General features: G+C 66.0%; 14 protein-coding genes and 2 pseudogenes. 8 read left to right on the top strand and 8 right to left on the bottom strand.

What is annotated here, in order from left to right; translation table 11 throughout:
* Positions 1-3: 3 nt before the first annotated feature.
* The 3 genes and pseudogenes from APS40_RS24310 to APS40_RS24300 all read right to left on the bottom strand — a co-directional run.
* Positions 4-338, bottom strand: a pseudogene (locus APS40_RS24310) (hypothetical protein); the annotation flags it as partial.
* Between the two features lie 102 nt (positions 339-440).
* A pseudogene (locus APS40_RS24305) lies at positions 441-1,726 on the bottom strand (ABC transporter substrate-binding protein).
* Between the two features lie 94 nt (positions 1,727-1,820).
* Complete coding sequence (locus tag APS40_RS24300) at positions 1,821-4,163, bottom strand: alpha-L-rhamnosidase (protein ID WP_055049487.1); 2,343 nt, start codon at positions 4,161-4,163, stop codon at positions 1,821-1,823.
* Between the two features lie 238 nt (positions 4,164-4,401).
* Between APS40_RS24300 and APS40_RS24295 the strand changes: the two genes are divergently transcribed.
* The 6 genes from APS40_RS24295 (at position 4,402) to APS40_RS24270 (ending at position 10,678) form a co-directional block, all read left to right on the top strand.
* On the top strand, positions 4,402-5,430 hold the full coding sequence (locus APS40_RS24295; RefSeq protein WP_055045115.1) for a LacI family DNA-binding transcriptional regulator: 1,029 nt from the start codon (positions 4,402-4,404) through the stop codon (positions 5,428-5,430).
* Between the two features lie 60 nt (positions 5,431-5,490).
* Positions 5,491-6,453: an acetylxylan esterase gene (locus tag APS40_RS24290; protein WP_055045114.1), complete on the top strand. Its 963-nt coding sequence runs from the start codon at positions 5,491-5,493 to the stop codon at positions 6,451-6,453.
* Positions 6,450-7,325: a carbohydrate ABC transporter permease gene (locus tag APS40_RS24285; RefSeq protein ID WP_335338169.1), complete on the top strand. Its 876-nt coding sequence runs from the start codon at positions 6,450-6,452 to the stop codon at positions 7,323-7,325. Before APS40_RS24290 ends, APS40_RS24285 begins: the two co-directional genes overlap by 4 nt.
* Positions 7,326-7,327: 2 nt before the next feature.
* The gene (hpt, locus tag APS40_RS24280; RefSeq protein ID WP_055045113.1) at positions 7,328-7,867 is read left to right on the top strand and encodes a hypoxanthine phosphoribosyltransferase; all 540 of its coding nucleotides are present in this window, start codon (positions 7,328-7,330) and stop codon (positions 7,865-7,867) included.
* A 19-nt stretch (positions 7,868-7,886) separates the two neighbouring features.
* A complete protein-coding gene (locus tag APS40_RS24275) occupies positions 7,887-9,917 on the top strand; it encodes a GMC family oxidoreductase (protein ID WP_082434651.1) in 2,031 nt (676 codons plus the stop codon).
* Between the two features lie 158 nt (positions 9,918-10,075).
* Positions 10,076-10,678, top strand: coding sequence for an HdeD family acid-resistance protein (locus APS40_RS24270; protein WP_055049483.1), 603 nt, complete (start codon positions 10,076-10,078; stop codon positions 10,676-10,678).
* 15 nt (positions 10,679-10,693) lie between these two features.
* Here APS40_RS24270 and APS40_RS24265 read toward each other — a convergent pair whose 3' ends face one another.
* The 3 genes from APS40_RS24265 to APS40_RS24255 all read right to left on the bottom strand — a co-directional run bounded on the left by APS40_RS24265 (position 10,694) and on the right by APS40_RS24255 (position 15,168).
* Positions 10,694-12,931, bottom strand: coding sequence for a DUF11 domain-containing protein (locus APS40_RS24265; protein WP_055049482.1), 2,238 nt, complete (start codon positions 12,929-12,931; stop codon positions 10,694-10,696).
* 133 nt (positions 12,932-13,064) lie between these two features.
* Complete coding sequence (locus tag APS40_RS24260; RefSeq protein ID WP_055049481.1) at positions 13,065-14,156, bottom strand: fatty acid desaturase family protein; 1,092 nt, start codon at positions 14,154-14,156, stop codon at positions 13,065-13,067.
* Positions 14,157-14,178: 22 nt separating this feature from the next.
* Positions 14,179-15,168: an aldo/keto reductase gene (locus tag APS40_RS24255; protein WP_055049480.1), complete on the bottom strand. Its 990-nt coding sequence runs from the start codon at positions 15,166-15,168 to the stop codon at positions 14,179-14,181.
* Between the two features lie 193 nt (positions 15,169-15,361).
* Here APS40_RS24255 and APS40_RS24250 point away from each other — a divergent pair, with 193 nt between their 5' ends.
* Together APS40_RS24250 and ilvC are read left to right on the top strand one after the other, a co-directional pair.
* Positions 15,362-16,003, top strand: a complete 642-nt coding sequence (locus APS40_RS24250; protein ID WP_055049812.1) for a TetR/AcrR family transcriptional regulator — start codon at positions 15,362-15,364, stop codon at positions 16,001-16,003.
* Positions 16,004-16,049: 46 nt separating this feature from the next.
* Entirely contained in the window at positions 16,050-17,069 is a 1,020-nt protein-coding gene (gene ilvC / locus APS40_RS24245; protein WP_055049479.1) for a ketol-acid reductoisomerase, read from the top strand.
* A gap of 323 nt (positions 17,070-17,392) precedes the next feature.
* Here the strand turns inward: ilvC and APS40_RS24240 are convergent, their stop codons facing one another.
* Entirely contained in the window at positions 17,393-18,025 is a 633-nt protein-coding gene (locus tag APS40_RS24240) for a LysE family translocator (protein WP_055049478.1), read from the bottom strand.
* A gap of 59 nt (positions 18,026-18,084) precedes the next feature.
* Positions 18,085-18,567 (bottom strand): DUF1003 domain-containing protein, encoded by a 483-nt coding sequence (locus tag APS40_RS24235; RefSeq protein ID WP_082434648.1) that lies wholly within the window; start codon positions 18,565-18,567, stop codon positions 18,085-18,087.
* Positions 18,568-18,574 lie beyond the last annotated feature (7 nt).

The raw sequence follows: 18,574 nt of genomic DNA, 5'->3' as shown, positions 1-18,574 counted from the left end.
GCCGAAGATGTCGGAGGTCAAGAGCAGCGCCAGCAATAGCCCGAGCACGACCTTGAGCTCGAGGTGACAACGCCGTAGATCAGCGTGTTGACGAGGCCCTGGAACAGGAAGGGCTCGCGGAAGAACTGGGCGAAGTTCTCGAGCCCGATGAAATCGGCTTTCTGCAGGGTCCAGCGCGTCAGGCTGAAGAACAGCGACGCGAAGGTGGGCAGCATGAACAGCACGGCGAAGATGATGGCCGCAGGCAGGTAGAACCAGCTCGGATAGAGCCCCGCCGTGCGCGACTTGCGCGCCGGCCTCGCGACCGGCGCCGAGCCTTCTGCAACCGCAACTGCCATACCCGTCCCTCCTCAAGGCTCTGACGAGGCGCCCTCGGGGCGCCTGGGTATCGGCGTCCGACGACGGGGCCGGACGCCGAGTTTCACATGCGATCGGCGCTTTTACCAGCCGGGCAGGCCGAGCTGCTGGGCCTGCTTCTTGACGTCTTCATCGTAGAGCGCGGCGCCGTCAGCGGCGGAGCGGATGCCCGAGCCGACTTCCACGGTGATCTGCTCGAGCGCCGGACCCTTGATGGGCGAGAGGTACTCGAGGGCCGGGGCGCTGTGGCCGCCGTCCTGGAAGTAGGGCAGCAGGTCGGAGACCACCGGCGGCACGTCGGCGGGCAGGGTGCAATCCTTTACCAGGTATGGACCGGTCGCGCCGGCCGACTGGGTCTGGATATCGCAGCCTTCGATGGAGGCGACGAAGGCGATGAACTCCTTGGCTCCGCCTGGTGCTGCGAGGTCTTGGGGATGTAGAGGCCCGCCGGCATCCAGGTGGTGAGGCCGTTGCTGGCCGCGTCGTCGCCCGGGATGGCGAAGAAGCCGACATCGTTGATGTGCTCCGGCGCCAGTTCCTTGATGTTGGCACCGCGAAGGACAGCATCGGGTAATGCGCGCCTTCGCCCGTCGCGACCTTGGTCACGCCGTCGGGGAAGGTGGCGGCAGCGAAATCCTCGTTGAGGTAGCCGCCCTTGAAGATCTCTTCCTGGCGTTCGAACCCCTTCATGGCGGCAGGAGTGGTGGCGTACTTGGCCTTGCCGGCAGTGTAGTCGGCCGCAAAGGTGGGGACCGCGGCCTGCACGTTGCTAGAAGTCGCCAGGACGAACAGCTGGCTGTCCAGGTTTCGCCGAAAGTCTGGATCACCGCGGCCTTGCCGGCAGCCTTGATCTTGTCGTTGTTGGCCATGAACTCGGCCCATGACTTCGGCACCGACAGGCCCAGTTCCTTGTAGATGGGGATGTTGTAGAGGATGCCGGCCGCCCATCGCCGTGCCGATCGGCGCGCCGTAGACACGGCCATCGGTGCCGGTGACGGGTCGTCTTGAAGCTGTCGATCACGTTGGCCTGGAACGGCTCATCGGTGAGATCGACGAGGTTCTGCACCGGGTTGATCGCCTGGAACAGCGAGCCGGCATTGTAGAGGAATACGTCGGCCATCTCGCTGGTGGCGAGCCGCGTCTTGATCAGGTTGTCGCCATCGGCGCCACCGGGGCGGCTCTCGGTCTCGATATCGATATTGGGGTGCTTGGCCTCGAAGGCGGCAGCCAGGGCCTCGGCCATGGCCACGGTCGAGGGGGCATTGTCGAACAGGAAGGTCAGCTTGACCTTGTCCTGCGCGCTCGCGGCGCCCGCAAGGATCACGACGATGCCGGTGGTCGCCAGCGCCGCACGCGTCAGATTGCGCATCAGCATTGATAGTTCCTCCCTTGGGGCCGCCACGGGTCCTCCGGCGGCCGGTTGCAGTTCTTGTTCAGTTCGTCCGTCCGCCGGCTCCTCCGCGTCAGGGCTTGCTGATCCGGAATGTCACCTTGTGCTTTCCGGGCGCGAGCAGGCTGCGCGCTTTTCCGTCGGTGCCGCGCTCGCTGACGGCGATGCCGTCGACGCTGGCATCGGTATAGTCGGGGGCGAGAACGAGCGTGCCGCTGGCCCCCTCGGGCACCGTGATGGTGTAGATCACCTTGCTGCCATCGACCTTCCAGCCCGCCTCGATCCGGCCGGCGGCCGAGTCATGGTTGGCGGCGACCGGCGACAGCGCCGGGATGATGGTGGGCTCGAAGAAGATGTGCTTGAAGGCCGGCAGGGCCGGATCGGGGCGGAAGCCCGCGACGCCTTCGAGCAGCCACTGGCACACCGCGCCATAGGCGTAGTGGTTGTAGCTGTTCATCTGCGGGTCGAACGCCACGCCGTCTTCGTTGAGCGCATTCCAGCGCTCCCAGATGGTGGTGGCGCCCATCTTCACCTGGAACAACCAGCCGGGCAGGCCCTCCTGCAGGAACACTGCTGCAGCAAGATCGGCTTCTCCGATCTTGACCAGTGCCGGCAAGAGTGCCGGGGTGCCGATGAAACCGGTGCCGATGCGCCCGTGGGCGCGGGCCACCGTTTCCTTGAAGTAGCCTTTGGCCGCCTCGTAGTGCTCGGGCGGGATCAGGTCCCACAGGAAGCCCAGCGCATAGGAGGTCTGGTCGTTGTAGCCGGTCCGCCCCGAGGCGGTGATGAACTCGCGCTGATAGGCCTTCCTGACCAGTTCGGCGCGCTCGTTGAGCCGCCTGGCCTGGGCCTGGTCGCCGACCACCTCGGCCGCCTTCGCGGCGAGGTGCGAGGAGATGTAGAGGTAGATCGTGGCTGCTGCGTCGTCGCCGATAGTCGGATAGGGCTTGGCGAAATCGCCCTGCGGCTGCAGCCAGTCGCCGAAGGTGAAGCCGCGCCCACCCCAGCCGGCTGGCGGCCGGACGATCGGGCCATCGCTGATCGACCAGACGAAGTCGTTCCACTTGACCATGGCCGGCAGCGCTTCCTCGAGGATCGCGCGGTCGCCATAGTGGGTGTAGAGCGTCCAGGGGATCACGGCGATGGCATCGCCCCAGCCGGTCGAGCCATAAAAGCCCGGCACCACATCCTCATGGTTGCGGGTCGGATCGGGCACCACGTGCGGGATGGCGCCATCGGCGCGCTGGTCGGCGATCAGGTCGCGTACATACTTGACCAGCATGCCGTGGCTCTCGTGCAGGTAGCACGCGGTTGGGGCAAAGACCTGCGCGTCGCCGGTCCAGCCCAGTCGCTCGTCGCGCTGCGGGCAGTCGGTGGGCACCTCGATGAAGTTGGAGCGCTGCGACCAGACGGTGTTCTCGACCAGCCGGTTGACCAGCGGGTTGGCCGAACTGAAGTTGGCGGTACGGGTGATGGCCGAGCTGATCGGGATCATCTCGATCTTGCTGATCGTCGCCTTGCCCTCGATGGCGACGCGGGCGAAGCGGAAGCCGAAGAAGCTGAAGGTGGGGCGATAGCTTTCCGGCCCGCCGCCCTTCAGCACGTACTCGACCCGAGCCTCGGCCGAGCGCATGCTCTCGCGGTCGAACTGACCCAGATGGTTGGTCAGCTCGGCGTGCTCGATGGTGACCTTGGCGCCGGCTTCGCCCTCGACGGTGAAAGCGACATAGCCGCCGGCATTCTGGCCGAAATCATAGACGGTCCGGCCTTCCGCATCGGCGAAGGAGTTGACCACCGGCAGGGCAGGAAGCTCATGCACCCCGGCCGTCTCGGCCGGCAGCAGCGTCGATTTGTCGAAACCATCAAGCACCGTGGCGGTACCGCTCGCCGGCGCATCCTCGGCGCGGGCGTCATAGTTCTCGCCATAGTAGATGCCGGATTTGAGGATCGGAGCGAGGCCGCTCTGCCAGCTGGCGTCGGTGCCGACGATCAGCTCGCCATCGGCGCCGCGCAGCTCGGCGATGGCGCCGACCTTGTCGCCCCAGGTGTTGAGCAGCTGGTTGCGCGGCCACATCATGCGCGAGCGATACCAGCCGTCGCCCAGCCAGATGTCGATGGTGTTGTCGCCGTCCTCGAGCAGGCCGGAGACGTCGTAGGTCTGGAAGCTGAGCCGGTCCCAATAGCTGGTCCAGCCCGGGGTCAGCAGGTCGTCGCCGACCCGCTTGCCATTGATGAAGGCGCGGTAGAGGCCAAGCGCGCTGATCCGCAGCGTCGCGCCGCCGCCGCCGGCGGGGCGGTGGAAGCTCTTGCGCAGGAACGACGACTGCGTGCCGACACCCTGGTCGACGCTGGGGTGGATCATGTCGGCAACCCAGGCGCCTTGGCTGGATACGGCTTCACCTGCCCGGATGAGCATCGTCTCGTTCACTTTTGCATCCTCCCAGGGACCTGTTTCGGTCCGTGCGGCGCCATGCGGCTGCCGATCAACGTGTGACGTTCTACGTATACCGTTCTACACAATCTGTTCAAGCAGGATTCGCGCACGAACCGCCAAATCGGCGCATTAGTCGCCAAATGCCCTCAAAAACCGCCAAAATCGCTCACGTTGTGTTGTGGAAAGCGGGTTGCTAGAAGGGGGCGGTTCGGGGGGAACTGTGGCGCCAACAACGAAAACCGGCCGAGTCACCATCAAGACGGTCGCCGCCGATGCCGGGGTGTCGGTAGCCGCGGTTTCCAAGGTGCTGCGCGACGCCTATGGGGTGAGCGACACGCTGCGCGCCCGGGTTCAGGCGTCAATGGAACGGCTGAACTACCGCCCGCATGCCGGCGCCCGTGCCATGCGCGGCCGCACCTACACGCTGGGCATCCTGTTGCCCGACATGCGCAATCCGTTCTTTGCCGATATTCTTGCTGGGGTGAACGAGGCGCTGGAACGCACCCAATACCAGACCATGATCGGGGTCAGCCGCTCGGCCGAGACAATCGAGATGTCGCTGATCGACTCGATGATCGACCGACAGATGGACGGCCTGATCATGATCGGTCCGCGCATGCCGCCCGAGACGGCAGAGTCGGTCTCCGTCCGCATCCCGACGGCCGTAGTCGGCTACCATGTGCCGCAACTGGCGACGCTCGATACCGCCAACAACGATGATGTGGCCGGAGCGGCGCAGGTGGTCCGCCACCTCGCCGCCAATGGCTATCGCCGCATCACCATGGTGACGCTCGCCGTACCCACCAAGAACGTGGTGGTCACGGTGCAGCGCGAGCGCGGCTATCGCGAAGCGATGAAGGAACACGGGCTCGGCCAGCACATCAACATCGTGCCGGCCGATCAGACGGCGCGCGAGGTGCAGACAGTGGTCCGCCACCTGCTCGAATCCCGGCATCGGCCGGAAGCGCTGTTCTGCTGGACCGACATGGTGGCGCTGCATGCGCTCAGCGTCGCCAAGGACCTGGGGCTGTCGGTCCCCGGCGATCTCGCCGTCGTCGGCTACGACAACACCATCTATTGCGACCTGGCGCAGAACAGCCTGACCAGCGTCGACCAATCCGGCCAGGTGCTGGGTCTGCAGGCGGCGCGCCTGCTGATCGAGCGGATCGACGGCCGGCAGCAGGGCGACCATTTCGTCGTCACGCCACGCCTCGTGGTGCGCGGCAGCTCGCGGCCCCGCCCTTCGTAGTGCTTTCCTTCAGCTACCATTCCAGCCCATCATTATCCCTCAACGAACCCGATAGAGATCATGCCGTTTTTCGACCTGCCGCAGTCACAGCTCGACAGCTACCGTTCGAGCGCCGTCGCTCCCGCCGATTTCGACAGCTTCTGGGCTGAGACGCTCCAGCAGTCGCGGGCCAAGCCGCTGGAGGCGGTGTTCCAGCCGGTCGATACCGGGCTCAAGCTGTTCGACGTCGCCGACGTCACCTTCTCCGGCTTCGGCGGGGACCGGGTGCGCGGCTGGTATATCAAGCCGGCCGGTGCGGCGCCGCGCGGCACCGTGGTGAAGTTCATCGGTTACGGCGGTGGCCGCGGGTTGCCGCAGGAGCATCTGCTGTGGCCGGCCACCGGCCGCGCCGTGCTGGTGATGGATACACGCGGGCAGGGCAGTTCGTGGTCGCGCGGCGATACGCCCGATCCCGCCGGGTCGTTCCCGGCGCATCCCGGGTTCATGACCCGCGGCATCAACGATCCCAAAGACTATTACTATCGCCGCGTCTACACCGATGGCGTGCGCGCGGTGGAGGCGGTGCTCGGGCGCGCCGAGACCGATCCGGCAAAGCTCGCCGTAGTCGGCGGCAGCCAGGGCGGCGGCATCTCGATCGCCGTGGCGGGACTCGAGCCCAAGGTGAAAGCGGCGATGCCGGACGTGCCGTTCCTCTGCGATTTCCCGCGGGCGGTGGGCCTCACCAGCCGCGACCCCTATGGGGAGATCGTCCGCTTCCTCGCCACCCATCGCGAGAAGGCGGCCGCCGCCTACAACACCATCAACTATTTCGACGGCGTGCATTTCTCGGCACGCTCGAAGGCGGCCGCGCTGTTCTCGGTGGCGCTGATGGACGATGTCTGTCCGCCTTCCACGGTCTATGGCGCCTACAATGCCTGGGGCGGTCCCAAGACCATCGAGAGCTATACCTTCAACAACCACGAGGGCGGCGGCACCTGGCAGGAGCGGCGGCAGGTGGCCTGGCTCGACGAGACCCTGCCGTGACCGCCCTGACGCTCGACTATGCCGACCGCGACGGCGCCAGCGCCCGTCGCCGGTGGGCCGTGTCGCGCGTCGCGATCTATGCCCTGCTGGCGCTGTTTGCCCTGGTCTATGCAGTGCCGGCGCTGCTGGTGTTCTTCAATTCGTTCCGGGATGGCGAGGAGGTGTTTCGCAACGGCATCATCGCCATCCCGGAGAGTTTTTCGTTCGACAACTACCGGCGCGCCTGGAACGATGCCTGCGTCAGCGGCATGTGCCGCGGGCTCGGGCCCAACTTCCTCAACTCGCTGATCATCACCGTGCCGGCGACCATCGCCACCACCGTCCTCGGGGCGCTGAACGGCTATGTGCTGAGCAAGTGGAAGTTTCGGGGCTCCGAATTCATCTTCGTGATGATCTTCCTCGGCATCTTTCTGCCCAGCCAGATCGCGCTGCTGCCTTGGGCCTGGATCATCGGTCAGCTCGGCCTGCAGAACAACGTGCTGGGTCTGTTGCTGATCCATACGGTGATGGGGATCTCGTTTGCGACGCTGTTCTTCCGCAACTTCTACACGGGCGTGCCGACCGAGATCATCAAGGCTGCGCAGGTCGACGGGGCCGGCTTCTGGCGCATCTTCCTGCGTGTGATGCTGCCGCTCTCGGGACCGATCATCGCGGTCACGGTGATCTGGCAGTTCACCCAGATCTGGAACGAGTACCTCTACGGCATGGTGTTCACCTCGGGGACGCAGCAGCCGATCACCGCGGCGATCATGGGGGTGCGGGCCGGCGGTTCGGCGGCCACGGTGATGATGGCGATCGTTCCGCCGCTGCTGGTGTATCTGATCGGCGGCAAGTACTTTGTGCGCGGACTCACCCAAGGGGCACTGAAGTAGGCATGACGACCAGGAACTACGTGATCGACGAGATGATCTCGGCCAAGGCGATCGCGGCCCGGGTGGAGGCGCTCGCCAAGGAAATCTCCAGCCACTATGCCGGCACCGACAAGCTGGTGGTGGTCGGGCTGCTGCGCGGCTCGTTCATCTTCATCGCCGACCTGGTGCGCGAGCTCGACCTGCCGGTGGAGGTCGATTTCCTCGAGGTTTCGAGTTACGGCAACTCCACCGAGTCGAGCCGCGAAGTGCGCATCCTCAAGGATCTGCGCGGCGAGATCGAAGGCCGCGACGTGCTGGTGGTCGAGGACATCGTCGATACCGGCTACACGCTGAAGCACGTGCTCGAGATCCTCGCGACGCGCCATCCCAAGCGCATCGAAGTCTGTGCGCTGCTCGACAAGCCGTCGCGACGCGAGACCAATGTGAAAGCCCGCTGGATCGGTTTCGAGATCCCCGACAAGTTCGTCGTCGGTTACGGGATCGACTATGCGCAGCGCAACCGGAACCTCGGTCACATCGGCGCCGTGCGATTCACCGACTGAAGTCGGGCGGGGAGGGGACATGGATCGCGCGCTGCTCGCTGCGGTGGTCGACCGCATCATGCCGGCCGACCAGGACGGCGGGGCCATCGCCCTGGGGGCGCTGGATTACCTCGACGGGATCCTTGCCGCGCGGCCCAAGCTGGGAGCCGCTATCGCGGCCGGCCTCGTCGGCCTGCCGCCAGGCTTCGTCGGCCTCGCCGATGTCGACAAAGACGCCGCCCTTGCCGCAGTCGATGGCGCGGCGTGGTTCCGTGAGCTGTGCGAGCTGGTCGCGGAGGGCGTCTATGCCGATCCAGGCAATGGCGGCAATCGCAGCGCGGCGTCGTGGCGGATGGTCGGCTACGAGCACGGACTGCCGGAAGGCCCGACTGGCCCTGCCGCGCGCCACGGGCGACCGCCGCAAGCCTTCTCAGGCACGCTCGACTATGACGTGATCATCGTCGGCGCGGGAGCCGGCGGGGGCGTGGCGGCCGGGGTGCTCGCCGAAGCCGGCAAGCATGTGCTGCTGCTCGAACGCGGGCTGCAGCGCGACTATGCCGATAGCGGCTATCGCGATCACCTGCGCAACCATCGGCTGGCACTCTACGGCCACAATACCGGCCCGGACCTCGACGGCAACCCGCGGGTACTGGTCGGCGCCGATGGCGTCGAGCAGGTGCTGCACCCGCACGAGAACGGCTACCAGAACCTCGCCTCGGCCGTCGGCAGCGGCACGCTGGTCTATGGCGCGCAGGCTTGGCGCTTTCATCGCGCCGATTTCAAGATGGCGAGCCTCTATGGCGTCCCGCAAGGCTCGTCGCTGGTCGATTGGCCGATCGGCTACGATGACCTCGCGCCGTGGTACGAGCGGGCCGAATGGGAGATCGGCGTCGCGGGCGACGGCGCCGCCCATAGCCACGAAGGGCTGCGCGCCCGCGACTACCCGATGCCGCCGCTACCGGACAGCCCGGCGCGCTCCGTCCTCAAGCGCGGTGCCGATGCGCTCGGCATCACGACGACGCGACCGCCGCTCGCCATCAACAGCCAGCCGCGGCACGGCCGCGACGCCTGCATCGGCTGCGGCAGCTGTGTCGGCTTTCCATGCCCGAGCGACGCCAAGAACGGCACGCAGAACACCATGATAGCGCGGGCGCTCGCCACCGGGCGCTGTCACCTCGTCACCGGGGCGATGGTGCTGCGGGTGGAGACGGACGGCGCCGGCAAAGTCACCGGAGTGCGGTTTGCCGACAGCAGCGGGGCCGAGCATGCGGTGCACGGCAAAGCGGTCGTCCTCGCCGGTGGCGCGATCGAGACGGCGCGGCTGCTGCTCAACTCACCGTCTGCGCGCGAACCGAACGGGCTGGGCAATGGGCACGACCTCGTCGGGCGAAACCTGCAGGGCCATGTCTACGCCACCGCCTATGGGCAGTTCGACGAGGCGGTCCATGCCTCGCGCGGTCCGGGCGTCAGCATCGCCACCACTGCCTACAACCACGGCAACCCCGGTTTCGTCGGCGGCGGCATGCTGGCCGACGATTTCGTGCAGCCGCCGATCATCTTCTGGAAGAACGTGCTGCCGCCCGGGCAACGGCGTTGGGGCCAGGGCGCCAAGGATTTCATGCGCGCCAACTTCCACCATGTGCTGCGCGTCGCCGGACCGGTGCACGAGATCCCCAATGCCGAAGCCCGGGTGCAGATCGCTCCGGCAGTGCGCGACAAGTGGGGACTGCCGGTGGCGATGCTGTCGGGCAGGGTGCACGCCGAGACGGTGCGCACCGCGCACTACATGCACGGCAAGGCGCTCGACTGGCTGCGTGCGTCCGGCGCGCTGGCGACCTGGGGCCTCGCGCCCGACCCCGTGCTGTCCGGTGGGCAGCACCAGGCCGGCACCTGCCGCATGGGCACCGATCCCTCCAACTCGGTGACCGACGCATTTGGCCGAGTCTGGGGCCACGACAACCTGTTCGTTTCGGATGGCGGGCTGCACCCGACCAATGGCGGTTTCAACCCGGTGCTGACGATCATGGCACTGGCGTTCCGCAACGCCGATCATCTCGCCACTTCGCAATAGCCGGCCCGATAGGTCCCGGTTTCCGGATCGAAGCTGCGGTACTTGCGGCCGAGCAGAAGCGGAGGTGTTTGACTTTTTCGAGGTCGAGAGACTCTGCTAGTGTCGACACCGGAGCTCTCGGAAGTTCCGGAGCTATCCGCAACCAGTGGAGAAGCATGATGGCCGAGACGCAGACTTCGACAGCTTCGGAATTTCCTCCTCGCCTGCGGGCCCTGCTTGGCGACAACTGGTGGTTGCTGCTGTTGCGCGGCATCGCCGCCATTGCCTTCGGCGTGCTGGCGATGCTGTGGCCGGGCATCACGCTGATCTCCCTGACCCTGCTATGGGGCGCCTACACGCTGGTCGATGGCGTCTTCGCGCTGTGGGCGGCCATCTCGGGCCGGGCGACGTCGCCGGCCATGGGGCATCGCTGGTGGATGGCCATCAGTGGTGTCGTCAGCATCCTTGCCGGCCTTGCCGCCTTCTTCTGGCCCGGCATGACCGCCTTCATCCTGCTCATCTTCATCGGCATCTGGGCGATCATCATCGGCGTGCTGACGATCTGGGGCGCCATTCAGGCGCGCAAGGAGATCGAGGGCGAATGGGTGCTCGGCCTGTTCGGCCTGCTCAGCATTGCCTTCGGCGCCCTGGTGCTGTTCCTGCCGGGGGCAGGGGCACTGTCGCTGATCTGGACGATCGCCGGCTACTCGATCTTCGCGGGCGTGTTGCTGATCATGCTGGCTTTCCGGGTCCGCAAGTTCAAGCGGCCAGCGGCCGCCTGAGGTGCGGCGGGCGTTCTAGAAGCGCCCGGACATGGTGCCGCGGATCGACGTCGCCGCAAGGCCGGTGGTGTCGATCCCGTGGTCGGCCAGGGCGCGCAGCGTCCAGCCGGGCCCGGTCAGCGTCATACCGGCAGTGAGGCCGGCATAGGTGCTGTCGATCCCCACATCCTCGCCGGTTCCGCCGACGCCGGCGCGGATGCCCACGGTCGGCGTCAGCTCGAGCCCGTCGCCGAAAGCGAAGGTCCGCGCGGCGGTCAGCGCTCCACCCAGCTCGAGGGTCGAAGCGGTGAAGCCATCGACATCGACGACATCGCCGCGTGGATTGGTCACCGTGTAGGCGCCGACAGTCTCGGTGGCGTAACGGAGGTTGGCGCTGGGCCTGATGGTGAAGGCGTCGGCGCGCCATTCTCCCTCGATGTCGACCTTGGTGATGAGGCGGTCGGTCTCGAAGCTGCCGGAGAAACTCTGGCCGAACAGCGTAGCGTTGGCATCGTTCCAGGAGTGGCCGAAGAAGACGCTCGCATCGAGCGTGACGTTGTCGAGGATCTCGGCCGAGATGTAGGGGCCGACGAGCGCGCCGGTGCCGCTGATCCGGCCGATCTCGGTGACGTCGCGCATGCCGTCGAGATAGAGCGCTACACCGGCCAGCAGCCGATCGTTCACTAGGTAATCTGCACCCGTGCCGATGAGGCTCAGGGTGCCGTCGGCCTCGTCGCGGGTATGGAAGGTGAACGTGCCGTCGATCCAGAAGCTCAGGGGGGCGTCGGCCCCACCGGCCAGCAGGGCGCTGCCCGGGCCGAGATCCCAGGCCGAGCCGGTGCGGGCCGAGAAGTTCAGCACCGCATCGCCGTTGGCCTCGGCAAGCGAAGCATGCGGCGCGACGCCATGCCGATCGCGCAGGCCGGGCGTATCGATGGCGTTGACGATGAGCTTCTGGCGGGTTTCGACGAAACCGCGGGTCATGTCCTCAAAGGCCTGCGCCACGGTGTCGGTCACCGCGGTAGTGGCGGCGCTCGAATTGTTCGAGATGTTGCCATCGCCATCGCTGCTGGAGATGGTCGCGATATTGGTGATCGAGCCATCCACGGTGGCTTCCGCCTCGATGGTGAAGCTGGCCGAGCCGCCGGATGCGAACTCGTTGCGGCTGCAGGTGATGGTGCCGCCGCTGCCGACCGCCGGGGTGGCGCAGCTCCAGCCTGAAGGGCTGGTGATGCTCGAGAATGCCAGACCGGCGGTCAGGGCGTCGGTCATCACCGTGTTGGTGGCGCTGCTGGGCCCGGCATTGTTGACGGTCACGGTGTAGCTCAACACCTCGAACCGTTCGGCGCTCGCCGGACCGATCTTGGAGATGCCGAGATCGGCCGTGCCCTGCACCGTGGTGGCGGCGGACGAACTGTCGTTCTCGGGATTGATGTCGTTCTGCAGCGCGCTGACGGAGGCGAAGTTCTGGATGAAGGTACCTTCAGGGGTGTCCGCGGGAACATGCGTGGTCAGCGTGAAGGCGGCATTGCCGGCGGTGAAGTTTACCACCGAGCAACTGATTGTGCCGTTGCTGCCCACGGCCGGCGTCGTGCAGTTCCAGCCCGCAGGCGCGTCGAGAGATATGAAGGTCAGCGGCAAAGGCAGGATGTCGGTCAGCGTGATGGCTGCCGGGACGCCGCTGGCGGTGACGGTCAGCTGATAGACGAGGTCGCTGTCGGCGGTAACATTTTCGGCTGCCAGCTTTTGCACGCCGACATCGACGGAGGGCGCCGGGATCTGGGCTGTGGAGGTGGAGCTGTTGTTCTCGTCGTTGAAGTCCGCTGCTGAGGACACGGTGGCAATGTTGGTGAGGTAGGTCCCGCCCGCCGTCCCGGCGGCCACGTGGGCGACGATGTTGAAGGTCTGCGCTCCGGCGGCTTTGGACAGCGCGGCGATGGTGCAACTCACCGCGCCGCTGTCGCCTACCGCCGGCGTCGAGCAGGACCAGCCGTTGGGGCTTGTCAGCGACTTGAAGGTGGTGTCGGCCGGCAGCGGGTCGCTCATCGTCACGCTGGTCGCGTCATCGGCGCCTGGGCTGCCCGCATCGCCGAGGTTGGTAACCGTCACCGTATAGGTGATGTCGGTGTCGGGGGTTGCGGTCTCGGGCCCGGATTTCATCAGCATGACGTCGGGGTAGGGCTGCGCTTGTGCCGCGCCCATCGTCGCTGCCACCAGCACGGCAATTCCGAGCGCGGCGAAAACCTTCGCCGCCAACCACGCGTAGAAATTCATAAAGATACCGCCGCCCCCGGCTATAAGCGCAAACAAGGTCGCCAAGTGCGGCGGCGGTGTAAATCGCGAACAATAGCGACAAAGCCGCTTCGGCAGTTGCTGATGCATCTGCGCCACAGCAGCCGAGCCACGCCTATTCCGCCGCGCCGGTTCCGCTCATCGGTGCCTCGACCTGAAGGTCTTCGCGATACGGCCTGGCCGAGGCGGGCAGTTGCTTGCGCAGAAAGACATCCTCGCCCCTCAGCTGGCGCAGCCAGATCGGAATCATCTCGCGATAGCCGGCGAGGATCGAGGGCGTCGGCGGCGGCAGGTCGTGCTTGATGGTCTCATGCAGCCGTTCGAGCGCATGATAGGGCACTACCGGGAACATGTGGTGTTCGACGTGGTAGTTCATGTCCGAATAGAGAAAGCGGCTGATCGGGTTCATCAGCACGGTGCGGGTGTTCAGCCGGTGGTCGGTGACATCCTCTGCCAGCGCGCCATGCTGCAGCAGCCCCACCATCACCATGTGCCAGCAGCCGTAGAGGCGTGGCAGCCCGATCAGCATGAACGGCAGGATCGACTGCATGGCGATCGCGGCAACCCCGGTTACCAGGTAGATCGCCACCCAGATGCGCGCCACCCGAACCACCTTGGGCCACTCGCCCTTGGGGATGAAGCTCTTTTCCGCCGCACTGACGTTGCCGGCGGCATTGCGCAGCATGTCGCCCAGCGCATACCAGACGTCGACGATACCAACGAAACTGAGGATCACCCGGGCCAGCACCGGCGGCCGCATCACCGCGATCTCGACGTCTCGCCCGACGATGATGGTGTCGGCGTGGTGCCGGGCGTGGCTCCACTTCCAGGTGGTCGGGTTACGGATCAGCATGAAGCAGGCGATCTGGTAGATCGCCTTGTTCATCCACGGCGTCTTGAAGGCCGTGCCATGCCCGCACTCATGCCAGCGGCTGTCGCTGGCCGAGCCGTACAACACCCCATAGACGAAGAAGAACGGCACGCACCACCAGGTGCCCCAGAAGGCGATGCCGCCAATGCCGGTCACCAGCAGCAGGCCGAGCCAGATCAGGTTGTCGCGGATCGCCGGGCCGTCGGAGCGCTGCATCAGCTCTTTCATGACGGCGCGCGGCACCTCGGTGTGGTACCACTCGGCCGCCGCGAGGCCCCGCTCGATGGCGCGCTGGGCCTCGGGGCCGGTGATGCTGTAGTCGCGCTTGCTGATCATCGGTCCCCCGTCGATGCAGAGCTTACGGTCTGACCGGCCCCTGGCCGGCGCCGGTCGCCTCGATCAGTTTGGCGATGGTGTCGAGATCATCGCTGTCGAGGGTGATGGTTGCGGCATCGATCCAGCCGTCCACCTGGCCTGGCGAGCGTGCTCCGACGATGGCGGCGGTGAGTCCCGGCCATGCGAGCACCCAGGTCAGCGCCACTGTCGAGATCGAAGTGGCATGCTTTTCGGCGATCGGCTTCAGCGCCGCGGCAAGCGTCAGGTTGCGGTCGAGCCGTTCGCCGGTGAACTCCGGATTGGTCTTGCGCCAGTCATTGTCGGCGAGGGCTGCGGCGCGTTCCCGCGTGAAGCTGCCGGTGAGCAGGCCGGCCTGCATCGGGCTGTAACAGATGACGCCGGTGCCATGGGCGGCGCACCAGGGCAGGATGGTCTCGGCCGTCTCGCGCTTGATCATCGAGAAGGGGGGCTGCAGCGTTTCGACGTGCCCCATCTCCTCGGCCCGCGCCAGCTGCTCGGCATTGTGGTTGGAGAGCCCGATATGGCGCACCTTGCCCTCGGATTTCAGCTCCAGCATCGTCGCCCAATAGTCTTCGAGCGGCACGTCGTCGGCCGGCCAGTGCACCTGGTAGAGATCAATCGCTTCGACCTGCAGACGCTTGAGCGAGTTCTCGAGTTCGCGCCTGAGGCTCTCCCGGTTGGCGAGGCGGCGCGGGTTTTGGCCGTTGGCGTCGCGGATCACTCCGCCCTTGGTGAAGACGAAGGGCCGCTGGTCGGCCGGCAGCGCCTTCAGGGTCTGGCCGATCACCTCCTCGGAGTGCCCGACGCCGTAGGCTGCGGCGGTATCGATCCAGTTGATTCCCAGCTCGATGGCGTGGCGAATGGCGGCGTCGGAGTCCGCGTCATCCTGCGGGCCCCACATGTTGCCGCCCATGGCCCAGGCGCCAACGCCGAGGCGGGTAATCTCCATGCCGGTCTTGCCGAAGGCACGAGTGGGCAGCGACGTCTTCATGGTCTTCCTCCATAGGCTGAGCAACTGCCATACCAGCATCTCGGGCTGCATCGGGCAACCCAGCCTTGCGACCAATATCGTTTGGCGATATCCCCACTTGCGCCGAACCGTAACGTACGGTACGGTTCGTGCCAATGAAGGTCGGGCGTCGGTTTCGCGGGGTGCGAATCTGGGCCCGCGGGGCCTGGGTGTCATCGTGGCGTCTGCCATTGCCAACAGCGAAGAGGTGTTCACGCCGCGCCAGCAGCAGGTGCTGACGGCGGCGCTGGATCTGCTCGTCGAGCAGGGCGACCGGCTGACCATGACCTCGGTGGCACGGCGCGCCTCGTGCTCGAAGGAAACCCTCTACAAGTGGTTCGGCGACCGTGATGGGCTGCTCACTGCGACGGTGCAGTGGCAGGCCGCCAAGGTGAAGGCGCCGCAGGTCGATCGCTGGCGGCTCGACGCCGCCTCGCTGCGCCAGAGCATCGAGCAGTTCGCCCGCGACCTGCTCGGCACCATCGTCGGCGACGTCTCGGTGACGCTCAATCGTCTCGCCATCGGCCATGCCGGTGCGGAAAAGCACGGGCTCGGCGCGATCGTGCTCGAGAATGGTCCGCTCGCCATCCGCAAGCGTCTGAAGCCGGTGCTGGAAGCGGGCAGGGAGGCGCGGCTGCTGCGCTTCGACAGTTCCGAGGAAGCCTATCGGAGCTTCTTCGGCCTCGTGGTGCGCGACGCGCAGATCCGCCTGCTGCTCGGCGAAACCTTTACCCCCACCGAAGCCGAGATCGCGCGCGACGCGGCTCGGGCGACGGAACAGTTCCTTGCCATCTACGCGGTCCACCAGGCCGCGTGACCTCAATCGGGGGGCGCACCCCCAAACGCACAAAAGGGAGACTTCCATGCGCGTCTATTACGATCGGGATGCCGATCTCAACATCATCAAATCCAAGAAGGTCGCGATCGTCGGCTATGGCTCGCAGGGTCATGCGCACACGCTGAACCTGCGCGATTCCGGCGTGAAGGACATCGTGGTGGCGCTCCGTCCGGGCTCGCCGTCGGCCAAGAAGGCCGAAGGCGAAGGCCTCAAGGTGATGTCCGTCGCCGACGCCGCCAAGTGGGCCGACGTCATCATGATGCTGACCCCCGATGAGCTGCAGGCCGATATCTACAAGAAGGACATCGAGCCCAACATCCGTGACGGCGCCGCGATTGCTTTCGCGCACGGCCTCAACGTGCACTTCAACCTGATCGAACCCAAGAAGACCGTCGACGTGATCATGATCGCGCCGAAGGGCCCGGGCCACACCGTGCGCGGCGAATACCAGAAGGGTGGCGGCGTGCCGTGCCTGATCGCCGTGCACCAGGATGCCTCGGGCAATGCCCAGGACATCGCGCTGGCCTACGCTTCGGGCGTCGGCGGTGGTCGTTCGGGCATCATCGAAACCAACTTCCGCGAGGAATGCGAGACCGACCTGTTCGGCGAGCAGGTGGTGCTCTGCGGCGGCCTGGTCGAGCTGATCCGCGCCGGCTTCGAGACGCTGGTGGAAGCCGGCTACGCTCCGGAAATGGCCTATTTCGAGTGCCTGCACGAAGTGAAGTTGATCGTCGACCTGATCTACCAGGGCGGCATCGCCAACATGAACTACTCGATCTCGAACACCGCCGAGTGGGGCGAGTATGTCTCGGGTCCGCGCATCATCACCTCGGAGACCAAGGCCGAGATGAAGCGCGTGCTCAAGGACATCCAGACCGGCAAGTTCACCTCCGAGTGGATGCAGGAATACAAGGGTGGCGCCTCGCGCTTCAAGGCGACCCGTCGCCTCGCCGACGAGCACCAGATCGAGGAAGTCGGCGAGAAGCTCCGCGGCATGATGCCGTGGATCAAGGCCGGCGCCCTGGTCGACAAGGCCAAGAACTAAGCGGGGCCTTGCTCCACGCTTGGTGAGATGCGCGCTGGCGCGTCGCGGTGATCAAGGCCGGCGCCCTCGTCGACAAGGCCAAGAACTAATCCAGAAATCCTTCGCAGGATGTATGCGCAGAGGGGCCTCCGGGCCCCTTTGTCGTATCTGGCTGGCCCTGGGCCGAGCAGTTGGCGCGCCACACTCGGTGTCATCCCCGCGAACGCGGGGACCTCCGTTTACGATGGTGCCGCAGGCGAAAAAACAGAGGTTCCCGCTTTCGCGGGAATGACCCGGTGGGTGGAGGAGATGGTTGCCATCCCGTCCACCTCGGCGGAGCAGTGCTACCGGCTGGTGTCGGTGGCCATACGGATGGCGAGGAAACCGAGCACCGTGCCCATCAGCCAGCGCTGCAGCCGGGCCCAGAACGGCCGCCCGGTGAGGAACAGGGCGACCGTCCCGGCGGTGAGGATGAAAATGGCGTTGACCGTCATGCTCACTGCGATCTGCGTGGCGCCCAACACCAATGTCTGGGCCAGCACGTTCCCGGCCAATTTGTCGATGAACTGTGGCAGGAGCGACAGGTAGAGCGCCGCGACCTTGGGGTTGAGCAGGCTGGTGAACAGGCCCATCGCATAAAGCCGCCTCGGCGAATCCGGCCCCAGCGCCCGCAATTCGAACGGCGAATGTCCGCCGGGCCGCAGCGCGTTCCAGGCGAGCCAACCCAGATAGAGTGCGCCGGCGATGCGGATCGCGTCATAGGCGAAGGGCACCGCGAACAACAGCGCGGTGAGGCCGAGCGCCGCCGCCAGCATGTAGATGACAAAGCCCGTCGCGACGCCAAGCAGCGAGATCAGCCCGGCGGCACGGCCCTGCGCGATGGAGCGCGACACCAGGTAGGCCATGTTGGGGCCCGGGGCGATCACCATGGCAAAAGCGACCCCGGCGAAGGCGAGAAGGGTGGTGAGGGAGGGCATGGCGGTTTCCGGATTGCCGCCAACTCATGCCACGGGGCCCCGGGTTTTGCCAATGGCGACTAAGGCTTGTCGTCGGCCTTCTCGATGCGCTCGCGGGTCAGCACTTCCAGCAGGCCGACCAGCCGAGTGATGTCCTCCTGGCGCAGCAGGTCGATCTTCTGGTGCAGGGCTTCGATATCGAGTTCGGCACGCAGGTTCACGTCGTAATCGAGCTGGGCTTTCTGACGGTCGATGTCGGACTGGCGGTTCTGCGCCATCATCAGGATGGGCGCGGTAAAGGCGGCCTGGAAACTCAGCACCAGGTTCAGCAGGATGAACGGGTAGGGGTCCCAGTGCTGCATCCAGGCGACGACATTGAGGATGATCCATAGCGCCAGGGTCAGCGACTGGGCGATGATGAAGCGCCAGGAGCCGACGATCGCCGCGATGCGGTCGGCGAGATACTCACCATAAGTGCGCGGCAGGATGACCGGCTTGCCGTGCCTGAGGGTGAAGCGGCGCGCGGCCTCGGCCGTGGCATGGTGGGATTTCGGATTGCTCATCTGTCGC

Origin of the sequence: Devosia sp. A16, assembly GCF_001402915.1 — a bacterium.
In the GTDB taxonomy this organism is placed as follows: Bacteria; Pseudomonadota; Alphaproteobacteria; order Rhizobiales; family Devosiaceae; genus Devosia_A.
Note: the sequence above shows the minus strand (reverse complement) of the source record. Positions and strands in the feature narration are given on the sequence as shown.

Coding starts and splice junctions, on each gene's coding strand:
- APS40_RS24265 (WP_055049482.1), bottom strand. CDS start 12,931: ATGAATTTCTACGCGTGGTTGGCGGCGAAGGTTTTCGCCGCGCTCGGA.
- APS40_RS24255 (WP_055049480.1), bottom strand. CDS start 15,168: ATGAAGACGTCGCTGCCCACTCGTGCCTTCGGCAAGACCGGCATGGAG.
- APS40_RS24270 (WP_055049483.1), top strand. CDS start 10,076: ATGGCCGAGACGCAGACTTCGACAGCTTCGGAATTTCCTCCTCGCCTG.
- APS40_RS24275 (WP_082434651.1), top strand. CDS start 7,887: ATGGATCGCGCGCTGCTCGCTGCGGTGGTCGACCGCATCATGCCGGCC.
- APS40_RS24290 (WP_055045114.1), top strand. CDS start 5,491: ATGCCGTTTTTCGACCTGCCGCAGTCACAGCTCGACAGCTACCGTTCG.
- ilvC (WP_055049479.1), top strand. CDS start 16,050: ATGCGCGTCTATTACGATCGGGATGCCGATCTCAACATCATCAAATCC.
- APS40_RS24235 (WP_082434648.1), bottom strand. CDS start 18,567: ATGAGCAATCCGAAATCCCACCATGCCACGGCCGAGGCCGCGCGCCGC.
- APS40_RS24300 (WP_055049487.1), bottom strand. CDS start 4,163: ATGCTCATCCGGGCAGGTGAAGCCGTATCCAGCCAAGGCGCCTGGGTT.
- APS40_RS24240 (WP_055049478.1), bottom strand. CDS start 18,025: ATGCCCTCCCTCACCACCCTTCTCGCCTTCGCCGGGGTCGCTTTTGCC.
- APS40_RS24260 (WP_055049481.1), bottom strand. CDS start 14,156: ATGATCAGCAAGCGCGACTACAGCATCACCGGCCCCGAGGCCCAGCGC.
- hpt (WP_055045113.1), top strand. CDS start 7,328: ATGACGACCAGGAACTACGTGATCGACGAGATGATCTCGGCCAAGGCG.